Origin of the sequence: Escherichia sp. 93.0816 (assembly GCF_013368855.2) — a bacterium.
In the GTDB taxonomy this organism is placed as follows: domain Bacteria; phylum Pseudomonadota; class Gammaproteobacteria; order Enterobacterales; family Enterobacteriaceae; genus Escherichia; species Escherichia ruysiae.
This window is the reverse complement of record NZ_JABWNC020000005.1, coordinates 143,891-165,218: the sequence shown is the minus strand read 5'-3', so window position 1 is coordinate 165,218 and position 21,328 is coordinate 143,891. Positions and strand designations below refer to the sequence as shown.

The 21,328-nt window shown below is 47.3% G+C and carries 20 protein-coding genes and 1 tRNA gene; 9 read left to right on the top strand and 12 right to left on the bottom strand.

Annotation, left to right across the window (positions count from 1 at the left end):
- Nucleotides 1-193: 193 nt before the first annotated feature.
- Entirely contained in the window at nt 194-490 is a 297-nt protein-coding gene (locus tag HEM79_RS08435) for a YciI family protein (RefSeq protein WP_000967596.1), read from the top strand.
- A 300-nt stretch (nt 491-790) separates the two neighbouring features.
- On the top strand, nt 791-2,038 hold the full coding sequence (gene kch / locus HEM79_RS08430) for a voltage-gated potassium channel protein (protein WP_010350461.1): 1,248 nt from the start codon (nt 791-793) through the stop codon (nt 2,036-2,038).
- A gap of 53 nt (nt 2,039-2,091) precedes the next feature.
- Here the strand turns inward: kch and HEM79_RS08425 are convergent, their stop codons facing one another.
- The gene (locus tag HEM79_RS08425; protein ID WP_001309467.1) at nt 2,092-2,265 is read right to left on the bottom strand and encodes a YciY family protein; all 174 of its coding nucleotides are present in this window, start codon (nt 2,263-2,265) and stop codon (nt 2,092-2,094) included.
- A 142-nt stretch (nt 2,266-2,407) separates the two neighbouring features.
- Between HEM79_RS08425 and cls the strand changes: the two genes are divergently transcribed.
- On the top strand, nt 2,408-3,868 hold the full coding sequence (gene cls / locus HEM79_RS08420) for a cardiolipin synthase (RefSeq protein WP_000214525.1): 1,461 nt from the start codon (nt 2,408-2,410) through the stop codon (nt 3,866-3,868).
- A 34-nt stretch (nt 3,869-3,902) separates the two neighbouring features.
- A complete protein-coding gene (locus HEM79_RS08415) occupies nt 3,903-4,232 on the top strand; it encodes an HI1450 family dsDNA-mimic protein (RefSeq protein WP_000366958.1) in 330 nt (109 codons plus the stop codon).
- A 51-nt stretch (nt 4,233-4,283) separates the two neighbouring features.
- Here the strand turns inward: HEM79_RS08415 and oppF are convergent, their stop codons facing one another.
- The 7 genes from oppF to ychE form a co-directional block, all read right to left on the bottom strand.
- A complete protein-coding gene (oppF, locus tag HEM79_RS08410) occupies nt 4,284-5,288 on the bottom strand; it encodes a murein tripeptide/oligopeptide ABC transporter ATP-binding protein OppF (RefSeq protein ID WP_176241005.1) in 1,005 nt (334 codons plus the stop codon).
- Nucleotides 5,285-6,298, bottom strand: a complete 1,014-nt coding sequence (gene oppD, locus HEM79_RS08405; RefSeq protein ID WP_000110935.1) for a murein tripeptide/oligopeptide ABC transporter ATP-binding protein OppD — start codon at nt 6,296-6,298, stop codon at nt 5,285-5,287. The genes oppF and oppD overlap by 4 nt, the downstream gene beginning before the upstream one ends.
- A gap of 11 nt (nt 6,299-6,309) precedes the next feature.
- Nucleotides 6,310-7,218, bottom strand: a complete 909-nt coding sequence (gene oppC, locus HEM79_RS08400) for an oligopeptide ABC transporter permease OppC (protein WP_000979659.1) — start codon at nt 7,216-7,218, stop codon at nt 6,310-6,312.
- Between the two features lie 14 nt (nt 7,219-7,232).
- Nucleotides 7,233-8,153: an oligopeptide ABC transporter permease OppB gene (gene oppB, locus HEM79_RS08395; protein WP_021550880.1), complete on the bottom strand. Its 921-nt coding sequence runs from the start codon at nt 8,151-8,153 to the stop codon at nt 7,233-7,235.
- Nucleotides 8,154-8,237: 84 nt separating this feature from the next.
- Nucleotides 8,238-9,869, bottom strand: a complete 1,632-nt coding sequence (gene oppA, locus HEM79_RS08390; RefSeq protein WP_024257611.1) for an oligopeptide ABC transporter substrate-binding protein OppA — start codon at nt 9,867-9,869, stop codon at nt 8,238-8,240.
- A gap of 229 nt (nt 9,870-10,098) precedes the next feature.
- On the bottom strand, nt 10,099-10,314 hold the full coding sequence (locus HEM79_RS08385) for a hypothetical protein (RefSeq protein ID WP_176241004.1): 216 nt from the start codon (nt 10,312-10,314) through the stop codon (nt 10,099-10,101).
- 291 nt (nt 10,315-10,605) lie between these two features.
- A complete protein-coding gene (gene ychE, locus HEM79_RS08380) occupies nt 10,606-11,253 on the bottom strand; it encodes an NAAT family transporter YchE (protein ID WP_000616769.1) in 648 nt (215 codons plus the stop codon).
- Between the two features lie 479 nt (nt 11,254-11,732).
- On the opposite strand from ychE, the gene adhE reads away from it, so the two are divergent.
- Nucleotides 11,733-14,405, top strand: a complete 2,673-nt coding sequence (adhE, locus tag HEM79_RS08375; RefSeq protein WP_000301666.1) for a bifunctional acetaldehyde-CoA/alcohol dehydrogenase — start codon at nt 11,733-11,735, stop codon at nt 14,403-14,405.
- Nucleotides 14,406-14,711: 306 nt separating this feature from the next.
- Here the strand turns inward: adhE and tdk are convergent, their stop codons facing one another.
- Nucleotides 14,712-15,329: a thymidine kinase gene (gene tdk / locus HEM79_RS08370; protein ID WP_016158403.1), complete on the bottom strand. Its 618-nt coding sequence runs from the start codon at nt 15,327-15,329 to the stop codon at nt 14,712-14,714.
- Nucleotides 15,330-15,932: 603 nt separating this feature from the next.
- On the opposite strand from tdk, the gene hns reads away from it, so the two are divergent.
- Nucleotides 15,933-16,343 carry a histone-like nucleoid-structuring protein H-NS gene (gene hns, locus HEM79_RS08365; protein ID WP_001287384.1) on the top strand — a complete coding sequence of 137 codons (411 nt, stop codon included), beginning with the start codon at nt 15,933-15,935 and terminating at the stop codon, nt 16,341-16,343.
- A gap of 146 nt (nt 16,344-16,489) precedes the next feature.
- Here hns and galU read toward each other — a convergent pair whose 3' ends face one another.
- The 3 genes from galU to rssA all read right to left on the bottom strand — a co-directional run bounded on the left by galU (nt 16,490) and on the right by rssA (nt 19,611).
- Nucleotides 16,490-17,398 carry a UTP--glucose-1-phosphate uridylyltransferase GalU gene (gene galU, locus HEM79_RS08360; protein WP_000718987.1) on the bottom strand — a complete coding sequence of 303 codons (909 nt, stop codon included), beginning with the start codon at nt 17,396-17,398 and terminating at the stop codon, nt 16,490-16,492.
- A gap of 201 nt (nt 17,399-17,599) precedes the next feature.
- Entirely contained in the window at nt 17,600-18,613 is a 1,014-nt protein-coding gene (gene rssB / locus HEM79_RS08355; protein WP_000193440.1) for a two-component system response regulator RssB, read from the bottom strand.
- A gap of 86 nt (nt 18,614-18,699) precedes the next feature.
- Nucleotides 18,700-19,611 (bottom strand): patatin-like phospholipase RssA, encoded by a 912-nt coding sequence (rssA, locus tag HEM79_RS08350; RefSeq protein WP_176241003.1) that lies wholly within the window; start codon nt 19,609-19,611, stop codon nt 18,700-18,702.
- A gap of 112 nt (nt 19,612-19,723) precedes the next feature.
- Between rssA and HEM79_RS08345 the strand changes: the two genes are divergently transcribed.
- From HEM79_RS08345 to HEM79_RS08335, 3 genes are all read left to right on the top strand, one after another.
- Nucleotides 19,724-20,182, top strand: a complete 459-nt coding sequence (locus tag HEM79_RS08345; protein ID WP_176241002.1) for a YchJ family protein — start codon at nt 19,724-19,726, stop codon at nt 20,180-20,182.
- A gap of 49 nt (nt 20,183-20,231) precedes the next feature.
- Nucleotides 20,232-21,074 carry a formyltetrahydrofolate deformylase gene (gene purU / locus HEM79_RS08340; RefSeq protein ID WP_000555850.1) on the top strand — a complete coding sequence of 281 codons (843 nt, stop codon included), beginning with the start codon at nt 20,232-20,234 and terminating at the stop codon, nt 21,072-21,074.
- A gap of 159 nt (nt 21,075-21,233) precedes the next feature.
- A tRNA-Tyr gene (locus HEM79_RS08335) sits at nt 21,234-21,318 on the top strand.
- Nucleotides 21,319-21,328: the final 10 nt, after the last annotated feature.

The following is a 21,328-nucleotide window of genomic DNA, read 5'->3' as shown; positions in this document are numbered from 1 at the left end:
AGGTCTCGATTTTAAATGCAAATAGCAATCATATTCAATAACACAAAGCGATCAGGATCAGTGAAAACGCAATTTTTGGCGTAATTAGCCTGACTTTATCCAGACTCTTAACAAAGACATCATCTTTCCGTTGCAGATCTTCGCCCTTTCAAATAACGTACTTTACAACTTTTCCGAACAAGGAGTTGTGCCCGTGTTGTATGTAATTTACGCTCAAGACAAAGCCGATAGTCTCGAAAAACGCCTTTCCGTTCGTCCGGCACATTTAGCGCGTTTGCAGTTACTGCATGATGAAGGTCGTTTGCTGACTGCGGGACCAATGCCAGCAGTTGATAGCAATGATCCTGGTGCCGCAGGTTTTACCGGTTCGACGGTGATTGCTGAATTTGAATCTCTGGAAGCAGCGCAAGCCTGGGCCGATGCCGATCCTTACGTGGCGGCCGGAGTGTACGAACAAGTTTCAGTAAAGCCCTTTAAGAAAGTGTTCTGAATAGAGGCTCCACATCTTAGAACACGGTTTTAGCAACCGTGTTCTTGTTTGGCCTTTCCTTGTAGGTATGCCATCGCAGCCACCATCACAAACAGATAATAACTTTATCTGTATTTCTTTATACGATGTCAGCATATTCAGGAAAAATGCCCCTCCCGGACAAGGTATTGCTCAATCAAATCCTTTGATTACTGCGGATAAAGTCATCTACTATTGTTTAACATATTCACGCGTCGCATGTATGCTCACATTATGTACGCGTAGAGATAATTAAACAAAATTGTGGTTACAGAGGTATCAGTGAGTCACTGGGCTACATTCAGGCAAACAGCAGTAAATTTATGGGTGACCCTGCGGCACGATATTATCGCGCTAGCCGTCTTTTTAAATGGATTGCTTATTTTTAAAACAATCTATGGTATGTCGGTCAATCTGCTCGATATCTTCCATATCCAGGCGTTTTCGGAACTTGATCTCTCCTTGCTGGCCAATGCGCCGCTGTTTATGCTCGGCGTCTTTCTTGTTCTGAATTCGATCGGCTTGTTATTTCGGGCAAAACTGGCATGGGCAATCAGTATTATTTTGTTGTTAATAACACTGATTTACACCCTTCATTTTTATCCCTGGCTGAAATTCAGCATCGGTTTTTGCATCTTTACGCTGGTAATTTTACTGGTGCTGCGCAAAGACTTCTCACACAGTAGTGCCGCAGCCGGGACAATTTTTGCTTTTATTAGTTTTACGACGTTACTGTTTTACTCCACCTACGGCGCGCTGTATTTAAGCGAGGGTTTCAATCCGCGAATAGAGAGCCTGATGACCGCCTTCTATTTTTCGATAGAAACGATGTCAACCGTGGGCTATGGCGATATCGTCCCCGTTTCTGAATCGGCACGCCTGTTTACTATTTCCGTCATTATTTCTGGCATTACCGTTTTCGCCACCTCCATGACCTCTATTTTTGGTCCCCTTATCCGAGGAGGATTCAATAAACTTGTGAAAGGAAACAAGCATACGATGAATCGTAAAGATCACTTTATTGTTTGCGGTCACTCCATTCTGGCAATCAACACGATTCTACAACTGAATCAACGCGGACAAAACGTAACTGTTATCAGTAACTTGCCAGAAGATGACATCAAACAACTTGAGCAACGCTTAGGCGACAATGCTGATGTTATTCCCGGTGACAGCAATGACAGTTCGGTATTAAAGAAAGCGGGAATCGATCACTGTCGGGCTATTCTGGCGCTCAGTGATAACGATGCAGATAACGCTTTTGTCGTCCTGTCAGCCAAAGATATGAGCAAAGATGTCAAAACGGTGCTTGCGGTCAGTGATAGCAAAAACCTGAACAAAATTAAAATGGTACATCCGGACATCATTCTTTCGCCGCAGCTTTTTGGCAGCGAAATTCTGGCGCGGGTTTTAAATGGTGAAGAGATTAATAATGATATGCTCGTCTCAATGTTGCTGAACTCCGGGCATGGTATTTTCAGCGATGACGATGAAACGAAAACTGGCAGTAATGAATCGGCGCAAAAATAGATTATAAAGGCTGAAGGCAAACTTATCGGGCACCGCGATGGTGCCCGGAACATTCAGATATTGTAGATCGCAAACAATAACGAGTTACGCTGTTTGTTTAGAATGCACTTCCTGATGCTGTGGATACGCATATTTCGGCGAGACTGCCCCTCAAGCCAACGCGATTTACGCCGGCTAGCCTGACGCTGCATACGCCAGCGTCCCACTTCCGTTCTACTCCGCTTCATGTTAACTACTCTATGCAATAACAGAGCGGTCATTATACCCTCGCCCCCGACGCTGACCAGTGCTTTTCCCGCGTTTTTATTTGCCAGATGAATCCATATGCGTAAACTCATAACAATGCGCTTTCAAAAGGATTTCTAATCTATGACAACCGTTTATACGTTGGTGAGTTGGTTGGCCATTCTGGGATACTGGTTGCTCATTGCAGGCGTAACATTACGCATTCTGATGAAACGACGTGCAGTTCCCTCCGCCATGGCCTGGCTGTTGATCATTTATATTCTGCCGCTGGTCGGAATTATTGCCTATCTTGCAGTCGGCGAACTCCACTTAGGTAAACGCCGTGCCGAACGCGCCAGAGCGATGTGGCCTTCTACCGCTAAATGGCTTAACGATCTTAAAGCCTGTAAACATATCTTCGCGGAAGAAAACAGCAGTGTCGCCGGGCCGTTATTCAAGCTCTGCGAGCGTCGTCAGGGGATCGCCGGGGTCAAAGGAAATCAGCTACAACTGATGACCGAATCTGATGATGTAATGCAGGCGTTAATCCGCGACATCCAGCTCGCCCGGCATAATATTGAGATGGTGTTTTATATCTGGCAACCCGGCGGTATGGCGGATCAGGTAGCTGAGTCATTGATGGCAGCAGCCCGACGCGGTATTCATTGCCGACTAATGCTCGATTCCGCCGGTAGCGTCGCGTTCTTCCGCAGTCCGTGGCCAGAACTGATGCGTAATGCCGGTATCGAAGTGGTCGAGTCCCTAAAAGTTAATCTGATGCGCGTATTTTTACGCCGTATGGATCTTCGCCAGCACCGCAAGATGATCATGATCGATAACTACATTGCTTATACCGGCAGCATGAACATGGTCGATCCGCGCTTCTTCAAACAGGATGCAGGTGTAGGACAATGGATTGACCTGATGGCGCGCATGGAAGGTCCTATTGCTACTGCAATGGGGATTATTTATTCCTGTGACTGGGAGATTGAAACTGGAAAACGCATTCTGCCACCACCGCCAGACGTCAATATTATGCCGTTTGAGCAGGCCAGCGGTCATACGATCCATACCATTGCTTCTGGCCCCGGCTTTCCGGAAGACCTGATTCACCAGGCCCTACTCACCGCTGCATATTCGGCGCGCGAATATTTAATTATGACGACGCCCTACTTCGTGCCCAGCGATGATTTGCTTCACGCTATTTGCACGGCAGCGCAACGTGGTGTTGATGTCAGTATTATCCTGCCACGTAAAAATGACTCAATGCTGGTTGGCTGGGCCAGCCGCGCGTTCTTTACTGAACTACTGGCTGCAGGGGTTAAAATTTATCAGTTTGAAGGCGGATTACTGCATACCAAGAGCGTGCTGGTCGATGGCGAGTTAAGTCTGGTGGGCACCGTTAACCTCGATATGCGTAGTCTTTGGCTGAACTTTGAAATCACGCTGGCGATCGACGATAAAGGTTTTGGTGCTGACCTCGCCGCCGTTCAGGACGATTATATTTCGCGTTCACGTTTACTTGATGCGCGATTGTGGGCGAAACGACCACTCTGGCAGCGCGTTGCCGAGCGACTGTTTTACTTCTTCAGCCCGTTGCTGTAAAACGTGGCCAACAGATGTTAAACGGGTAGTGACTATGGATATGGATTTAAACAATCGCCTGACCGAAGATGAAACACTTGAACAGGCCTATGATATTTTTCTCGAACTGGCCGCAGATAATCTCGATCCGGCTGATGTCCTGCTGTTCAATCTTCAGTTTGAAGAGCGCGGCGGTGCGGAGTTATTCGACCCGGCAGAAGACTGGCAGGAGCATGTTGATTTCGACTTGAACCCGGACTTTTTTGCCGAAGTGGTGATTGGCCTGGCGGACAGTGAAGATGGTGAAATCAACGATATTTTCGCCCGTATCCTGTTATGCCGCGAAAAAGATCACAAACTTTGCCATATTATCTGGCGAGAATAAATAATCGCTTTTGGCGTGATAAAGGGCTGACAGTTGTCAGCCCTTTTTGTTTTAAAGCGGATCGACTTTCAGGCAAGAAACGGCATGTCTGAAACTCCCCTCCAGCACAGGTCGCGTTTTGGCACACTCAGGACCGGCAATCGGGCAGCGGGTACGGAAAACACAACCAGAAGGCGGGTTGATCGGCGACGGTAATTCCCCTTCCAGTAACTGAATAGATTTATTCTTTTCCAGATCCGGGTCAGGAATGGGCACTGCCGACATCAATGCTTTGGTATAAGGATGCAGCGGATTATGGTAGACCTCATCATACGTCCCCAGTTCTACCGCATGTCCGAGATACATCACCAGCACGCGATCGGAAATGTGTTTTACCACTGCCAGATCGTGGGCGATAAAGATTAATGACAATCCCATCTCACGTTGCAACTGCTGGAGCAGGTTGACTACCTGCGCCTGAATTGAGACGTCCAGCGCCGACACCGGCTCATCGCAGATAATCAGCTTCGGTTCAAGAATAAGTGCACGAGCAATCCCGATACGCTGACACTGCCCGCCGGAGAACTCATGCGGATAGCGGTTAATCAGATTGGGTAGCAAGCCAACTTTCATCATCATCGCCTTCACGCGCTCACGAACTTCCTGACGTGACATTTTCGGATGATAGGTGCGCAGCGGTTCTGCGATGATCTCGCCGATGGTCATACGTGGATTCAGAGACGCCAGCGGGTCCTGAAAAATCATCTGGATATCACTACGAACGGCACGCCATTCATCGGGCTTCATCCCCAACAGCTCTTTGCCTAACCAGGCAACACGACCGTCAGTGGCCTTGACCAAACCGATGATGGCACGAGCAAAGGTGGACTTACCGCATCCCGATTCCCCTACCACACCTAATGTTTCCCCTTCATACAGGCGAAGCGTGACACCATCGACCGCTTTCAGCGTTTTTGTCGGTTGCCAGAACCACTGTTTGCCATCTTTGATCTCAAAGTGCACTTTCAGGTCAGCTATTTCGAGGAGGACTTTTCTTCCTTCGGTTACAGCATTCATAACAGCTCCTCCACCGGTTTAAAGCAGGCACGCAGGCGACCAGGCGTAAACTCTTCCAGCGGCGGCGCACTACTACAAATCTCCATCGCATACGGACAACGTGGCTGGAACGGGCAACCTTTCGGTAAACGTAGCAGGTTTGGCGGATTACCCGGGATGGTCAACATGGTTTCACCTTCCGCATCAAGGCGCGGCACCGCATTCAGCAAACCGATAGAATAAGGATGAACGGGTTGATAAAAGACATCGCGCGCATTGCCATATTCCATCGTGCGCCCGGCGTACATCACCAGCACTTTGTCACAGATCCCCGCCACGACACCAAGATCGTGAGTGATCATAATGATGGCGGTATTAAATTCCCGCTTCAGTTCATTCAATAGCGTCATGATCTGCGCCTGTACGGTCACGTCCAGCGCGGTTGTCGGCTCATCGGCAATCAGCAGTTTAGGCCGACACAGCAACGCCATCGCAATCATGACGCGCTGACGCATCCCACCAGAAAATTCATGCGGGAACATCTTCATGCGCTTACGCGCTTCTGGCATTTTTACTGCATCAAGCATCCGCACCGACTCTTCAAACGCTTCAGCCTTGCTCATGCTTTTATGCAGCATCAGCACTTCCATCAACTGCTCACCGACGCGCATATAAGGATTTAATGAGGTCATCGGATCCTGAAAAATCATCGAGATTTGTTCAGCGCGCAGTTTGTTGAGTTCTCGCTCTGGAAGATTGAGGATTTCTCGCCCATTGAACGTTGCCGAGCCGCCAATATGTCCGTTGGCAGCCAGCAGCCCCATTAAGGCAAACGCGGTTTGCGATTTACCCGAACCAGATTCACCAACGATACCCAGAGTTTCCCCGGCACGCAGGGAAAAATTCAAATCATTGACCGCCGTGACGTCGCCATCCGGGGTACTAAAGGTGACACGCAAATCTTTCACGTTCAGTAGTGCGTCAGCCTGTTGTTGTGCGAGCGGCACAGTTGCAGTTTCAATTACGCTCATGGCTGCACTCCTTAACGATCTTTCGGGTCGAGGGCATCACGCAAGCCATCGCCGATAAAGTTGAAACAAAACAGCGTCACCACGAGGAATCCCGCAGGGAACAGCAGTAACCACGGAGAGACTTCCATCGAGTTCGCGCCATCGCTCAGCAATGCGCCCCAGCTGCTTAACGGCTCTTGTGTACCCAGCCCCAGGAAGCTTAAAAAGGATTCAAAGAGGATCATGCTTGGCACCAGTAGCGATGCGTAGACCACCACCACGCCGAGCACGTTGGGCACAATATGGCGAATTACAATGCCGGGCGTAGATACACCGCCAACTTGTGCCGCCTCAATAAACTCTTTGCGCTTCAGACTCAGGGTTTGCCCACGCACAATACGCGCCATATCCAGCCAGGAAACCATGCCAATCGCTACAAAAATCAGCAGAATGTTTTGACCGAAAAAGGTCACCAGCAAAATGACGAAGAACATGAATGGGAAGGAGTTGAGGATTTCCAGCAGACGCATCATTACCGAATCCACTTTGCCGCCAAGATAACCGGAAAGTGAACCATAAAGTGTACCGACAACCACTGCCACCAGCGCCGCAGCGACACCGACCATGAGTGAGATTCGTCCGCCAATCGCGACGCGCACCAGCAGGTCGCGACCAGATGAGTCCGTACCGAAGTAATGACCAGATTCCATATCCGGGGCGCTGGACATCATTGCCCAGTCGGTATCATCATAGGCAAATTGCGAAAGCATCGGTGCCAGGATAACAAACAGCGCAATCAGCACCAGTACAATCAGACTGGCGACCGCCGCACGGTTATGCATAAAACGTCGGCGTGCGTCCTGCCACAAGCTGCGCCCTTCGACCTCCAGCTTTTCACTGAAATTTTCCAGCGTCTCGCTGTTTTTCTTACTTAACATCATCGCGAGCTCCAGTATCAGTAACGGATTTTCGGGTCGATAACCGCATATAGCACATCGACAATGGCATTAAACAAAATGGTTAATGCACCAACCAGAATGGTCAGGCTTAATACCAATGAATAGTCACGGTTCAACGCACCATTAACAAACAATTGCCCGATCCCAGGTAAACCATAAATGGTTTCGATGACCATAGAACCGGTAATTATGCCGACAAATGCGGGCCCCATATATGAGAGTACGGGTAACAGAGCAGGTTTTAATGCGTGGCGAAAGATGATCCTGCGCATAGGCAAACCTTTCGCGCGGGCAGTACGAATAAAGTTGGAATGTAAAACTTCAATCATCGAACCACGGGTAATACGCGCAATACTGGCGATATAGGCAAGAGACAACGCAACCATCGGCAGTATCATGAATTTCAGCGCCCCGCCATTCCAGCCACCGCCTGGTAGCCAATGCAATATGATCGCGAATATCATGACTAATAACGGCGCAACCACAAAACTGGGGATAACCACCCCGGTCATTGCCAGCCCCATAACGGTATAGTCCCATTTGGTGTTTTGTTTTAATGCGGCAATAACGCCAGCACTAACACCCAGCACTACCGCAAGTATAAACGCGGCTGCCCCCAATTTTGCAGAAACAGGAAAACTGGATGCGACCAGGTCATTGACCGAATAATCTTTATATTTAAAAGACGGACCGAAATCGCCATGCGCCAGTTGTTTCAGGTAGCTGAAATACTGTGTCATGATCGGATCATTAAGATGATATTTCGCTTCGATATTTGCCATCACTTCTGGCGGTAACGTCCGTTCGCCGGTGAACGGACTTCCCGGCGCCAGACGCATCATAAAGAACGAAATAGTAATAAGAATAAATAGCGTCGGAATCGCTTCCAGACAGCGACGTAGAATAAATTTTAACATTGCCGTACCTTCTGGCCAGTGCCTTCTGTAATGCGATAAAAATCAGACACCGTGGAGCAGGAAGCCCCGCCCCACGTATTGCCATTAGTGCTTCACAATGTACATATTTCTGGTGTAGGTATTATCCAGCGGATCTTTGCCGGTATAACCCCCAACCCACGGTTTCACCAGACGCGCGTTCACGTAGTAATAAACCGGAACAATGGCCGAATCTTTATCCAGCTGCTGTTCTGCTTTGGTGTACAGTGCAGTACGTTGCGCCTCGTCAGTCGCTTTCAGCGTTTCCGCCATAATGCTGTCAAAGGCCGGGCTCTTATAATGCGCGGTATTCATCGAACTGTTCGACAGCATGGTGTTCAGGAAGGAAGTTGGTTCGTTGTAGTCAGCACACCAGCCTGCACGAGCCACATCAAAAGTTCCCTGGTGACGGGTATCGAGGAAGGTTTTCCACTCCTGGTTAACCAGTTTGACGTTTACACCAATGTTTTTCTTCCACAGTGAAGAGGCGGCAATCGCCAGCTTTTTATGCAGATCGGACGTGTTATATAGCAGGTTAATGGTCAACGGTTTATCTGCGGTATAGCCCGCTTCAGCCAGCAATTTTTTCGCTTCTTCGTTACGTTTTTCCTGGCTCCAGCCAAACCATTCCGGCTGAGTTAATTTTGCACCATCTGTGTAAGGAGGAGTGTAACCATAGGCTGGCATATCGCCCTGTGCTTTCACTTTATTAACAATGATATCGCGATCCATACCCAGTTTCAGTGCGGTACGCACACGCACGTCGTTGAATGGCGGTTTCTGGTTGTTAATTTCGTAATAGTAGGTGCACAGATACGGATCGACGTGAACTTCGTTCGGGATCTCTTTTTTCAGCTTCTGGAACAGCTCGATCGGCATGTTGTTATAGGTCATATCAATTTCGCCGCTACGATAGCGGTTAACATCGGTGACTTCAGAAGCAATCGGCAAATAGGTGACTTGATTAATGACGGTTTTCGCGTTGTTCCAGTAGGTCGGGCTGCGCTCAAGAACGATACGTTCGTTAACGACCCAATCTTTTAAGGTATAGGCACCGTTAGTGACAATATTTCCTGGCTGGGTCCATTTCTCGCCGAATTTCTCAATAGCGGCTTTTGGCACCGGAGAAGTCGATGGGTGAACCAGTAATTTATAGAAATACGGAACAGGCTCACTTAATGTGACTTCTAAAGTGTGGTCATCGACGGCTTTCACGCCGAGATCGGTAATCGGTTTTTTCCCTTCGAGAATTTCATCAATACCGGCGATATGCCCATATTGTAGATAACTGGCATAGGGAGAAGCGGTGTTCGGATCAACAGAACGTTGCCAACTGTATACAAAGTCCTGCGCAGTGACTGGCGTGCCGTCGGACCATTTCGCATCTTTACGCAGATGGAATGTCCAGACTTTGGCATCTTTATTATCCCAGGACTCAGCGACGCCAGGCGCCGGATGACCATCGAGATCGCTGACCAGCAAGCCTTCAAACAGGTCGCGACTGATATTAGACTCCGGAACCCCTTCAATTTTGTGCGGATCTAATGACTGAACTTCAGAACCATTGTTACGCACCAGCGTTTGTTTTTCTGCAAGCTGAACACCAGCGGGTACATCAGCCGCCAGCGCAACATTCCCTGCCATAAGCGCAGCCAGAACGCCTGCTGCTACTAAACTTCTCTTGGTGATGTTGGTCATTGTTTTTTGGACTCCCTCATTATAATTACTGGCTTTAACCAGCATGTGTAATCCCGGGTTGGGACCCTGGACAGATTCGGAGACTTTCTGCTGCCAGGTTGATATATCGTTACGCTTTGCTATCACCGACTTTATTTATTCTGGTGATTCGAACGACCACCTTACGTCGGTTCCTACTGTGTCTCCCCTGTCGAGACACATTTATTCTTTAATGCAGCAATTTTTATTGTTAATTATTCTCATTACCAAAAAAATCGCCTGACGGTTGGCCGGAAAGTATCAAATGCGCTTCTTGCCCGCCAATACATTTTGCAAAATTGTTAAGCAATTCTCTTTTACTGACCGCGCCAATATCTAAAGACCTCATCAGACCGCCAATAAAATCATTTAAAAACAATGATATAAAACCGAGGAAAGCAAGTCTGTTTTTTCTTGTTGCCGTCACGACAGAGAAATACACAATAATTTAACAACAGACCATTATTTAGCACATTCCTCTGCCAAACGCAGTGGAATTACTAATATCATTTCAATTATTCTTCAGCAAGACCCAGGATTATGATGTCGCGAAAATAACATGATGAGGAGAATGGCGGGGTAAGGATATTCTTATAACTAGCTGTAATATGAGGAAAAATATTTATCTATTTCGTTTGCTTTTGATAACTGCGCTGGGCAAAAGTAAAAATAATGACGAAAAAACGGAGCACCATGGCTCCGTTTCGTATGAAAGGAATTAATTGAGCAGACCAGGGAAAATCCCTTTGATTCCATTAACGATAAATTCAATCCCTAATGCCATCAGCAGCAACCCCATAATACGAGTAATCACGTTTATACCGGTCTGGCGCAGAACTCGCACCAGCCAGGGCGCCATGCGGAATAAGCCCCAGCAACATAAAGCAAACAATGCAATTGCCACAAAAAAGCCGAACAGATAACCAATGCTGTGATAACGCGTTCCCCAAACGATAGTTGAACTGATCGCCCCTGGCCCCGCCATCAAAGGCAATGCGAGCGGTACAACGCCGATGCTTTCTCGAATTGCGGTTTCTGATTTCTCTTGTTTGTTCTGTTTATCCTCACCAAGCTTACCGCTGATCATCGACATCGCAATTGTAACCACCAGTATGCCGCCCGCGATGCGGAACGAATCAATCGATATTCCAAAAAGTTGCAGAATCGTGTCGCCGAGAAAAAGCGAGATCCACAAGATAATCGCTACCGACAGGTTGGCAGTCAGATTTGTTTTGTTTCTCGCTGCCGCAGTCTGATAGCTGGTCATACTGATAAACACGGGGATAATCCCAACCGGGTTAACCAGCGCAAATAACCCGATGAAAAATTTAAAGTAAACGGGAAAATCAAAGAGTGTCTGAATCACGGTTAGCTCCGAAGCAAAAGCCGGATAATGTTAGCCATAAACAAAGGTAAAAAAATACGCGCTGACAATACGCCTTTTGGCAGCATTTTTCACCTCCTAACCGCTTAAAATTACTATCATTCATTATTGTTATCTAGTCGTGCAAAACATGCTAATGTAGCCAACAATAAATACTACAATTTATTAACTATTAGCTTTTATAGCTAAAAGCGGAGCTGAAAGGTGTCAGCTTTGCGGAATTTTGATCTAGATCACGTAATCAGTACCCAGAAGTGAGTAATCTTGCTTACGCCACCTGGAAGTGACGCATTAGAGATTAGTCTCTCTAATGTTTAAACTCTTTTAGTAAATCACAGTGAGTGTGAGCGCGAGTAAGCTTTTGATTTTCATAGGTTAAGCAAATCATCACCACACTGACTATACTCTCGTATTCGAGCAGATGATTTACTAAAAAAGTTTAACATTATCAGGAGAGCATTATGGCTGTTACTAATGTCGCTGAACTTAACGCACTCGTAGAGCGTGTAAAAAAAGCCCAGCGTGAATATGCCAGTTTCACTCAAGAGCAAGTTGATAAAATCTTCCGCGCCGCCGCTCTGGCTGCCGCAGATGCTCGAATCCCACTCGCGAAAATGGCCGTTGCCGAATCCGGCATGGGTATCGTCGAAGATAAAGTAATTAAAAACCACTTTGCTTCTGAATATATCTACAACGCCTATAAAGATGAAAAAACCTGCGGTGTTCTGTCTGAAGACGACACTTTCGGTACTATCACTATCGCTGAACCAATCGGTATTATCTGCGGTATCGTTCCAACGACTAACCCGACTTCAACTGCAATCTTCAAATCGCTGATCAGCCTGAAGACCCGCAACGCCATCATCTTCTCTCCGCATCCGCGTGCAAAAGATGCAACCAACAAAGCTGCTGATATCGTTCTGCAGGCTGCTATCGCTGCTGGTGCACCGAAAGATCTGATTGGCTGGATCGATCAACCTTCTGTTGAACTGTCCAACGCGCTGATGCACCACCCTGACATTAACCTGATTCTCGCGACCGGTGGTCCGGGCATGGTTAAAGCAGCATACAGCTCCGGTAAACCGGCAATCGGTGTAGGTGCTGGTAACACTCCGGTTGTTATCGATGAAACCGCAGATATCAAACGTGCAGTTGCATCCGTACTGATGTCCAAAACCTTCGACAACGGCGTAATCTGTGCTTCTGAACAGTCTGTTGTTGTTGTTGACTCTGTTTATGACGCTGTACGTGAACGTTTCGCTACCCACGGCGGTTACATGCTGCAGGGTAAAGAGCTGAAAGCCGTTCAGGACGTTATCCTGAAAAACGGCGCACTGAACGCAGCTATCGTTGGTCAACCGGCTTATAAAATTGCTGAACTGGCGGGCTTCTCTGTACCAGAAAACACTAAGATTCTGATCGGTGAAGTGACCGTTGTTGATGAAAGCGAACCGTTTGCACATGAAAAACTGTCCCCGACTCTGGCAATGTACCGTGCAAAAGATTTCGAAGACGCGGTAGAGAAAGCAGAGAAACTGGTTGCCATGGGCGGTATCGGTCATACCTCTTGCCTGTACACCGACCAGGATAACCAACCGGCACGCGTTGCCTACTTCGGTCAGAAAATGAAAACTGCCCGTATCCTGATCAACACCCCGGCTTCTCAGGGTGGTATCGGTGACCTGTATAACTTCAAACTCGCACCTTCCCTGACTCTGGGTTGTGGTTCCTGGGGTGGTAACTCCATCTCTGAAAACGTTGGTCCAAAACACTTGATCAACAAGAAAACCGTTGCTAAGCGAGCTGAAAACATGTTGTGGCACAAACTTCCGAAATCTATCTACTTCCGCCGTGGCTCACTGCCAATCGCGCTGGATGAAGTGATTACTGATGGCCACAAACGTGCGCTCATCGTGACTGACCGCTTCCTGTTCAACAACGGTTATGCTGACCAGATTACTTCTGTACTGAAAGCTGCCGGCGTTGAAACTGAAGTCTTCTTTGAAGTTGAAGCTGACCCGACACTGAGCATCGTTCGTAAAGGTGCCGAACTGGCGAACTCCTTCAAGCCAGACGTGATCATCGCGCTGGGTGGTGGTTCCCCGATGGACGCCGCGAAAATCATGTGGGTTATGTACGAACATCCAGAAACTCACTTCGAAGAACTGGCGCTGCGCTTTATGGATATCCGTAAACGTATCTACAAGTTCCCGAAAATGGGCGTGAAAGCGAAAATGATCGCCGTCACCACCACTTCCGGTACAGGTTCTGAAGTGACTCCGTTTGCGGTTGTAACCGACGACGCAACAGGTCAGAAATATCCGCTGGCAGACTATGCACTGACCCCGGATATGGCGATTGTTGACGCCAACCTGGTTATGGATATGCCGAAGTCTCTGTGTGCTTTCGGTGGTCTGGACGCAGTCACTCACGCCATGGAAGCTTATGTTTCTGTACTGGCATCTGAGTTCTCTGACGGTCAGGCTCTGCAGGCGCTGAAACTGCTCAAAGAATATCTGCCAGCGTCTTACCACGAAGGGGCTAAAAACCCGGTAGCGCGTGAACGTGTTCACAGTGCGGCAACTATCGCGGGTATCGCGTTTGCGAACGCCTTCCTGGGTGTATGTCACTCAATGGCGCACAAACTGGGTTCCCAGTTCCATATTCCGCACGGTCTGGCCAACGCCCTGCTGATTTGTAACGTTATCCGCTACAACGCGAATGACAACCCGACCAAGCAGACTGCATTCAGCCAGTACGATCGTCCGCAGGCTCGTCGTCGTTATGCTGAAATCGCAGACCATCTGGGTCTGAGCGCACCGGGTGACCGTACTGCTGCGAAGATCGAGAAACTGCTGGCATGGCTGGAAACGCTGAAAGCAGAACTGGGTATTCCGAAATCTATCCGTGAGGCTGGCGTTCAGGAAGCTGACTTCCTGGCGAACGTAGATAAACTGTCTGAAGACGCATTCGATGACCAGTGCACCGGCGCTAACCCGCGTTACCCGCTGATCTCCGAGCTGAAACAGATTCTGCTGGATACCTACTATGGTCGTGATTACGTAGAAGGAGCACCGGCAGCAAAGGAAGCAGCTCCAGCTAAAGCAGAGAAAAAAGCGAAGAAATCCGCTTAATCAGTAACTCTGTACATCCTCATAAACGGTCCCTTTTGGGGCCGTTTTTTTTGTTTTCGCCACACGCTACACAAAGTCAAATAACCCAACAGCATTAGTATTCTCATATATATACTGTTATCTAATGCGCACAAACCGCGATAACCTGAAAATGACTCAACATCGTAGATGACGAAGCACTAAATCGTTCTGTTACGTTTTTAGCGATGGTTAGGAGTAGAGAAAGGATTATGGCTCGGAAGAAGTTAGTAAAACGAACTGACAGGATAAAAGCCTCGATTCATCCTGTCAGTAAAGAAAATCTTATTAATCGTGTTGATGTCTTTCTTGAATAGCCGTCAAAGAACCGACTTCTAACGCTTCTTTATAGTGTTTACGGCAAACCGAGACATAACGCTCATTACCACCAATAACTACCTGCTCGCCTTCGTTATAAGGCCTACCCTCTTGATCAAGACGTAGCACCATGCTTGCTTTACGACCACAAAAGCAGATAGTTTTTAATTCGACCAGTTTGTCTGACCATGCCAGTAAGTATTGACTACCGGTAAATAATTCACCGCGAAAATCTGTACGTAAACCATAACAAAGAACAGGTATATCGAGTTGATCGACAACCTCCGATAATTCATATACTTGTTGCCTGGTTAAAAACTGGCATTCATCAACCAGTACACAATGAATTGCCTGTTGTTCATGTTCCGCACGAATCTCATCAAATAATGATGAATTTTGGTTAAATAATTTTGCCGGTGATGACAAACCTATACGCGAGCTGACTTTCCCTGCCCCGAAACGATCGTCAATTTCCGCCGTATATACGACGGTCCGCATACCGCGTTCCTGGTAATTGTATGAAGATTGCAACAATGCCGTAGACTTACCCGCGTTCATTGCGGAATAGTAGAAATATAGCTGTGCCATCAGCCACAGGCCCTCAATGATATGAAATAAAGTTGGCTGAAGTTTATCATAATTCGCCAGTTTTACAGCCCAACAGTACACGCAGAAGAGCGTATATACATCATTCCTTAAGAAGGATGACATAATCCTTCAGAGCTATCATTGTGTCTGTTTTTGCTTGTTATAACCGCGTAAATGACTCCTGGTAACTATTCACAATCTTTAACTTGTTGCACAAGTAATAACCCTCTGTTGACCTCCAGGATACGGCAATACGAAGTCCCTGCACTTATTGCGACTGTTCTTCTTTTCATCATTCTCTTAATAGAGGATTTTTCGTAAACATGACTAATACCGAAGAGTAAAAGACGTCAGCGCGTATTAATCCCTACATAAAATGTGACATGAATCAGGAAGTTTTAACCTTAGATGATGCGAAATCATCGGTGCAAATAGGGCTATATGCCGCATCTTTTCTGGCTAATTTTATGAAAAGATATTTATTGGCGGCACAAAATAAAGAACAATTTTGAATTCCTTACATTCCTGGCTATTGCACAACTGAATTTAAGGCTCTATTATTACCTCAACAAACCACCCCAATATAAGTTTGAGATTACTACAATGAGCGAAGCACTTAAAATTCTGAACAACATCCGTACTCTTCGTGCGCAAGCAAGAGAATGTACACTTGAAACGCTGGAAGAAATGCTGGAAAAATTAGAAGTAGTTGTTAACGAGCGTCGCGAAGAAGAAAGTGCGGCTGCTGCTGAAGTTGAAGAACGCACTCGTAAACTGCAACAATATCGTGAAATGCTGATCGCTGACGGTATTGACCCGAACGAACTGCTGAATAGCATGGCGGCTGTTAAATCCGGCACCAAAGCTAAACGCGCACAGCGTCCAGCTAAATATAGCTACGTTGACGAGAACGGCGAAACCAAAACCTGGACTGGCCAGGGTCGTACTCCGGCTGTAATCAAAAAAGCAATGGATGAGCAAGGTAAATCCCTCGACGATTTCCTGATCAAGTAATAATCTTTTTTAGATTACGCTCGCTTAAAATCCCGCCATTGGCGGGATTTTTTATTGTCCGTTTTAAGACTATCCAATAAGAATAAGCTATAAAAAAACGGCATTGATAACTCAATGCCGTTTCGTAGAAAACACCGCTATTGGTGTTACTTCTTAATGCCCATCTCTTCTTCAAGCCAGGCTTTAAATTCAGCACCCAGCGAGTTGTGACGAATACCGTATTCAACGAAAGCCTGCATGTAACCTAATTTATTACCGCAGTCATGGCTCTTCCCTTTCATGTGATAGGCTTCAACCGTTTCTTTTTCGATCAGCATATCAATAGCATCGGTAAGTTGAATTTCATCGCCTGCTCCCGGAGGAGTTTTTGCCAGCAGCGGCCAAATATCGGCGCTAAGTACGTAACGACCAACAATAGCGAGATTGGACGGTGCAACATCTGCTTTCGGTTTTTCTACTACACCGACCATAGGTACACTTTCACCCGGCGCTAAATCCACGCCTTTGCAATCCACAACACCATATGCAGTCACATCAGCAACAGGCTCAACCATGATCTGGCTATGCCCAGTTTCATCAAAGCGGCGGATCATCTCTGCGAGGTTATCCTGCGACAAATCGGATTCATATTCATCCAGAATAACGTCAGGCAGAATAACAGCCACAGGTTCATCACCAACTACCGGGTGAGCACACAATACTGCGTGCCCTAAACCTTTCGCCAGCCCCTGACGAACTTGCATAATAGTTACGTGCGGCGGGCAAATAGACTGCACTTCATCAAGCAGCTGGCGTTTTACACGTTTTTCCAGCATTGCTTCCAGTTCAAAACTAGTATCAAAGTGGTTTTCAATAGAGTTTTTCGATGAGTGAGTCACCAGCACAATTTCAGTAATACCAGCCGCAATACATTCATTCACGACGTATTGAATTAATGGCTTATCGACAAGCGGTAGCATCTCTTTCGGGATAGCTTTCGTCGCCGGCAACATCCTGGTTCCTAATCCCGCTACGGGGATAACGGCTTTTTTGACTTTCGTGTTAATGGCAGCCATTTAAATTCTCCTGGACTGTTCGTGTATTGAACGTGTTCATATTTCTGTATCACATCCCAGTATATCAGTACCCTGGCGACGCCTGGTTCCGAAAAGGAAGCGAGTTAACATAATTAAGACAATTACTTATACGAATGGCGACGATAGTACCACCAGCCGACATTAGCGGGTAATGCAATTTTATCCCAAATTATCGTTTGCTCAATTCGCAGACAACATCAAGCGTAGCCTTCCACCAGCGCCCCAAATTTGGCATTGCCAGGCATCACATCGCTGACTCAATTGATTCAAATAAGTGTTGCCTAATGTTCCTAACGGAACGCCATTACTGATTTGAATCTGGTGTTCACCCGCATTCAACGTCGCATTCAAGCCTGCGGATACCAGAATGAGATTTTTTAATTCACGATGATAATAGCCGACTAATAGAGGAAATTGACCGGGCAGATTGGCCTGGCGTAGTAAATGGTTTACCTGCTTCAATAACGCGCCTAACTCAGGCAAAGGTTGATTCTGGTGCGCAAGCTGTTCTTGTAATAAGCCATTAAACAACGCACGTAATAACAAGGCGGCAAGGACGCCATTATGTCCAGCACGGGTTACATCAAGGCAATAAAAAGCCAGATCGTTTTCCGAAAGTGCTGCAATATCAAGTACCAGACCAGGTTTATCAACAGCAACGAGTTGGCGATAATTAACCCGGCAATGGGAAATCTCCTGCTGAACCGGTGGTTGTAATTCTTGCAATAATTTCGCGGCAGCTGTCGGATTATCGACCATTGCATCCCAATCGCGAAAAAGTCTTTCTTCTTCCTCAACCCTGGAGTTAAACATACTGGGATACAGGCAAGCAAAAACCATCTCACGCAAGCGGTTAAGGTCTTTAACTGGTTTCAGCAAAACATCTTCCACACCCAGTCGTAATGCTTTCGCAATATCTGCCATATTTTCCGTAGCAGAAATCACCAGAACCGGGGTTTGGTCTCCCCGGTTGCGTATATGTTCCAGCAGTTTTAAGCCATTCATTCTTGGCATTGCAATATCACATATCATCAGATCGGGTGTTAAACCGCCCAGTAGCTCAAGGGCATCCACCCCATCAGCCGCCAGTACTGTTGTTGCTCCCAATGAGGAAAACCATGAATCCAGAAGCGAGCGAAAGACTGGCTCATCTTCAACTATGAGAATCTGTTTTCCGACCAATGGCTGCGTCATGTTCTCTCCCCTGACTGGCTTTATTCAATAGTGACATGCTATTGCCATCAGTGCCTGTCAGAATTAACTTAAGTGTAGATAAAAAATCAGGTCAAAACGTTGGTTCGAACCAGCGGTAAAAGTTCATCCATTTTTTTCTCTACCGCTAATTGTCCTGCCGCAATGGCAGCATTTGCGCGATGAAAATCCAGAGTGGATATCTGCGGGCATAAAGGTTGAATCAGAATATCAGGCGGATCCCCAGCCATACGGTTTCGTTTAAGACGGTTTTCCAACACCTGGATAGACGTGGTCATAATCTCTGTTGCGGTTGGCGCAGTCACTGCCCGACGTGCAGTTATACTACCTAATCGTTCTTTCAGACGCGCATGCCACGGGAGAGGATCGTCGTTCTCGCCATTATCTTCACTGACATTAAATGAAAGGAGATCTTGTTGCATTAAATGAGCATCGTGCTGCAGATCGACCGCAATCACAATATCAGCGCCCATCGCACGCGTGAGGGAAATAGGAATCGGATTAACAACTGCGCCATCAACCAGCCAATAGCCGTTATGAGCGACCGGCGCCATCAGGCCGGGGATGCTGCATGATGCACGAATAGCAAGATGGAGGTCGCCTTCGGTAAACCACAGTTCTCGCCCCGTGCTTAAATTAGTGGCGACCGCAGCGAAACGGCGTGAACAATTTTCGATCTCTGTTTCCGGCATAATTTCGCGGTACTGGTTGAACACACGCTCACCGCGCAACAATCCACCACGCTGCCAGGAAAGATCCATCAGCCGTAAAACATCCCAATAGCTAAAAGAGGTAACCCACTGTTCAAGCGCGGTCAGGCGATCGCATGCATAGGCTGCGCCCACCAGCGAACCGATTGAACATCCTGCGACGATATCTATTTCAATGCCCATTTTTTTAAGCGCGTTAATGACGCCAATATGCGACCATCCTCGCGCCGCGCCAGATCCTAGCGCCAGCCCTATTTTTATCTTTCTCATTGTTCCTGAAGGCTTCCCCTGGAATGCAGCCGTAGCCACATCGCTACTGCTCGGTTAACATAGTGCTACGCAGGCGATTAATACGCCGTTATTGTTTCCAGGGAGATTATTTGTGTCTGAGCTTTGTCCCTGTGGTAGTGCTGTCGAGTATAGCCTATGTTGCCACCGTTATGTGTCTGGTGAAAAGGTCGCACCTGATCCAGAACATCTCATGCGTTCGCGTTACTGCGCTTTTGTGATGCAGGACGCAGATTATTTAATTAAGACCTGGCATCCGTCCTGTGGCGCAGCGGCGTTACGTGCCGAATTGATTGCCGGATTTGCGCATACCGAATGGTTAGGGCTGAACGTATTTGAGCGTTCATATCACGAAGGAGATAACGTAGGTTATGTTAGCTTCGTCGCCCGATTTGCCGAACAGGGCAAAACAGGAGCGATAATTGAACGTTCGCGATTTTTGAAAGAAAACGGTCAGTGGTACTATATTGACGGTACACGTCCACAGTTTGGCCGCAACGATCCCTGCCCTTGTGGTTCAGGTAAAAAATTTAAAAAGTGCTGCGGCCAATAATGGTTGACGGTACGGTTTAGCAAACACTCTCAACAAGGTTTTTCCAGCAATGCACTCACTCCAACGAAAAGTTCTGCGTACTATTTGTCCGGATCAAAAAGGTCTAATCGCGCGCATTACTAATATTTGCTACAAGCACGAGTTAAATATCGTGCAGAACAATGAATTTGTTGATCATCGTACCGGACGCTTTTTTATGCGCACGGAACTGGAAGGCATTTTTAATGATTCGACCCTGCTGGCGGATCTCGATAGCGCATTGCCGGAAGGCTCTGTGCGCGAACTAAATCCCGCCGGTCGTCGCCGGATAGTCATTCTGGTCACTAAAGAAGCGCATTGCCTTGGCGATCTGCTGATGAAAGCCAATTACGGTGGACTGGATGTGGAAATCGCGGCAGTCATCGGCAACCACGATACCTTGCGTTCGCTGGTTGAACGTTTTGATATTCCATTTGAACTGGTCAGCCATGAAGGATTAAGTCGCAACGAGCACGATCAAAAGATGGCGGATGCCATTGATGCTTATCAGCCTGATTACGTTGTGCTGGCGAAGTATATGCGCGTATTAACGCCGGAATTTGTAGCGCGCTTCCCGAATAAAATTATCAATATTCACCACTCATTCCTGCCGGCGTTTATTGGGGCACGTCCGTATCATCAAGCCTATGAACGCGGCGTGAAGATAATTGGCGCAACGGCACACTATGTAAATGACAATCTGGATGAAGGTCCAATCATTATGCAGGACGTTATTCATGTGGATCACACTTATACAGCCGAAGATATGATGCGTGCAGGTCGTGACGTCGAGAAAAACGTATTAAGCCGCGCCCTTTACCAGGTTTTGGCGCAACGTGTGTTTGTTTACGGTAACCGGACGATTATTCTTTAATCGCCAGCAAAAATAACTGGTTGCCTTTAATCCGTTACGGATGAAAATTACGCAACCAGTTCATTTTTCTCAACGTAACGCTTTACAGCGGCGTGTCATTTGGTATGATGCGCCCCGCTTCCCAATGAGGGAGCAGGCCAGTAAAAAGCATTACCCCGTGGTGGGGTTCCCGAGCGGCCAAAGGGAGCAGACTGTAAATCTGCCGTCATCGACTTCGAAGGTTCGAATCCTTCCCCCACCACCATCATTTAATT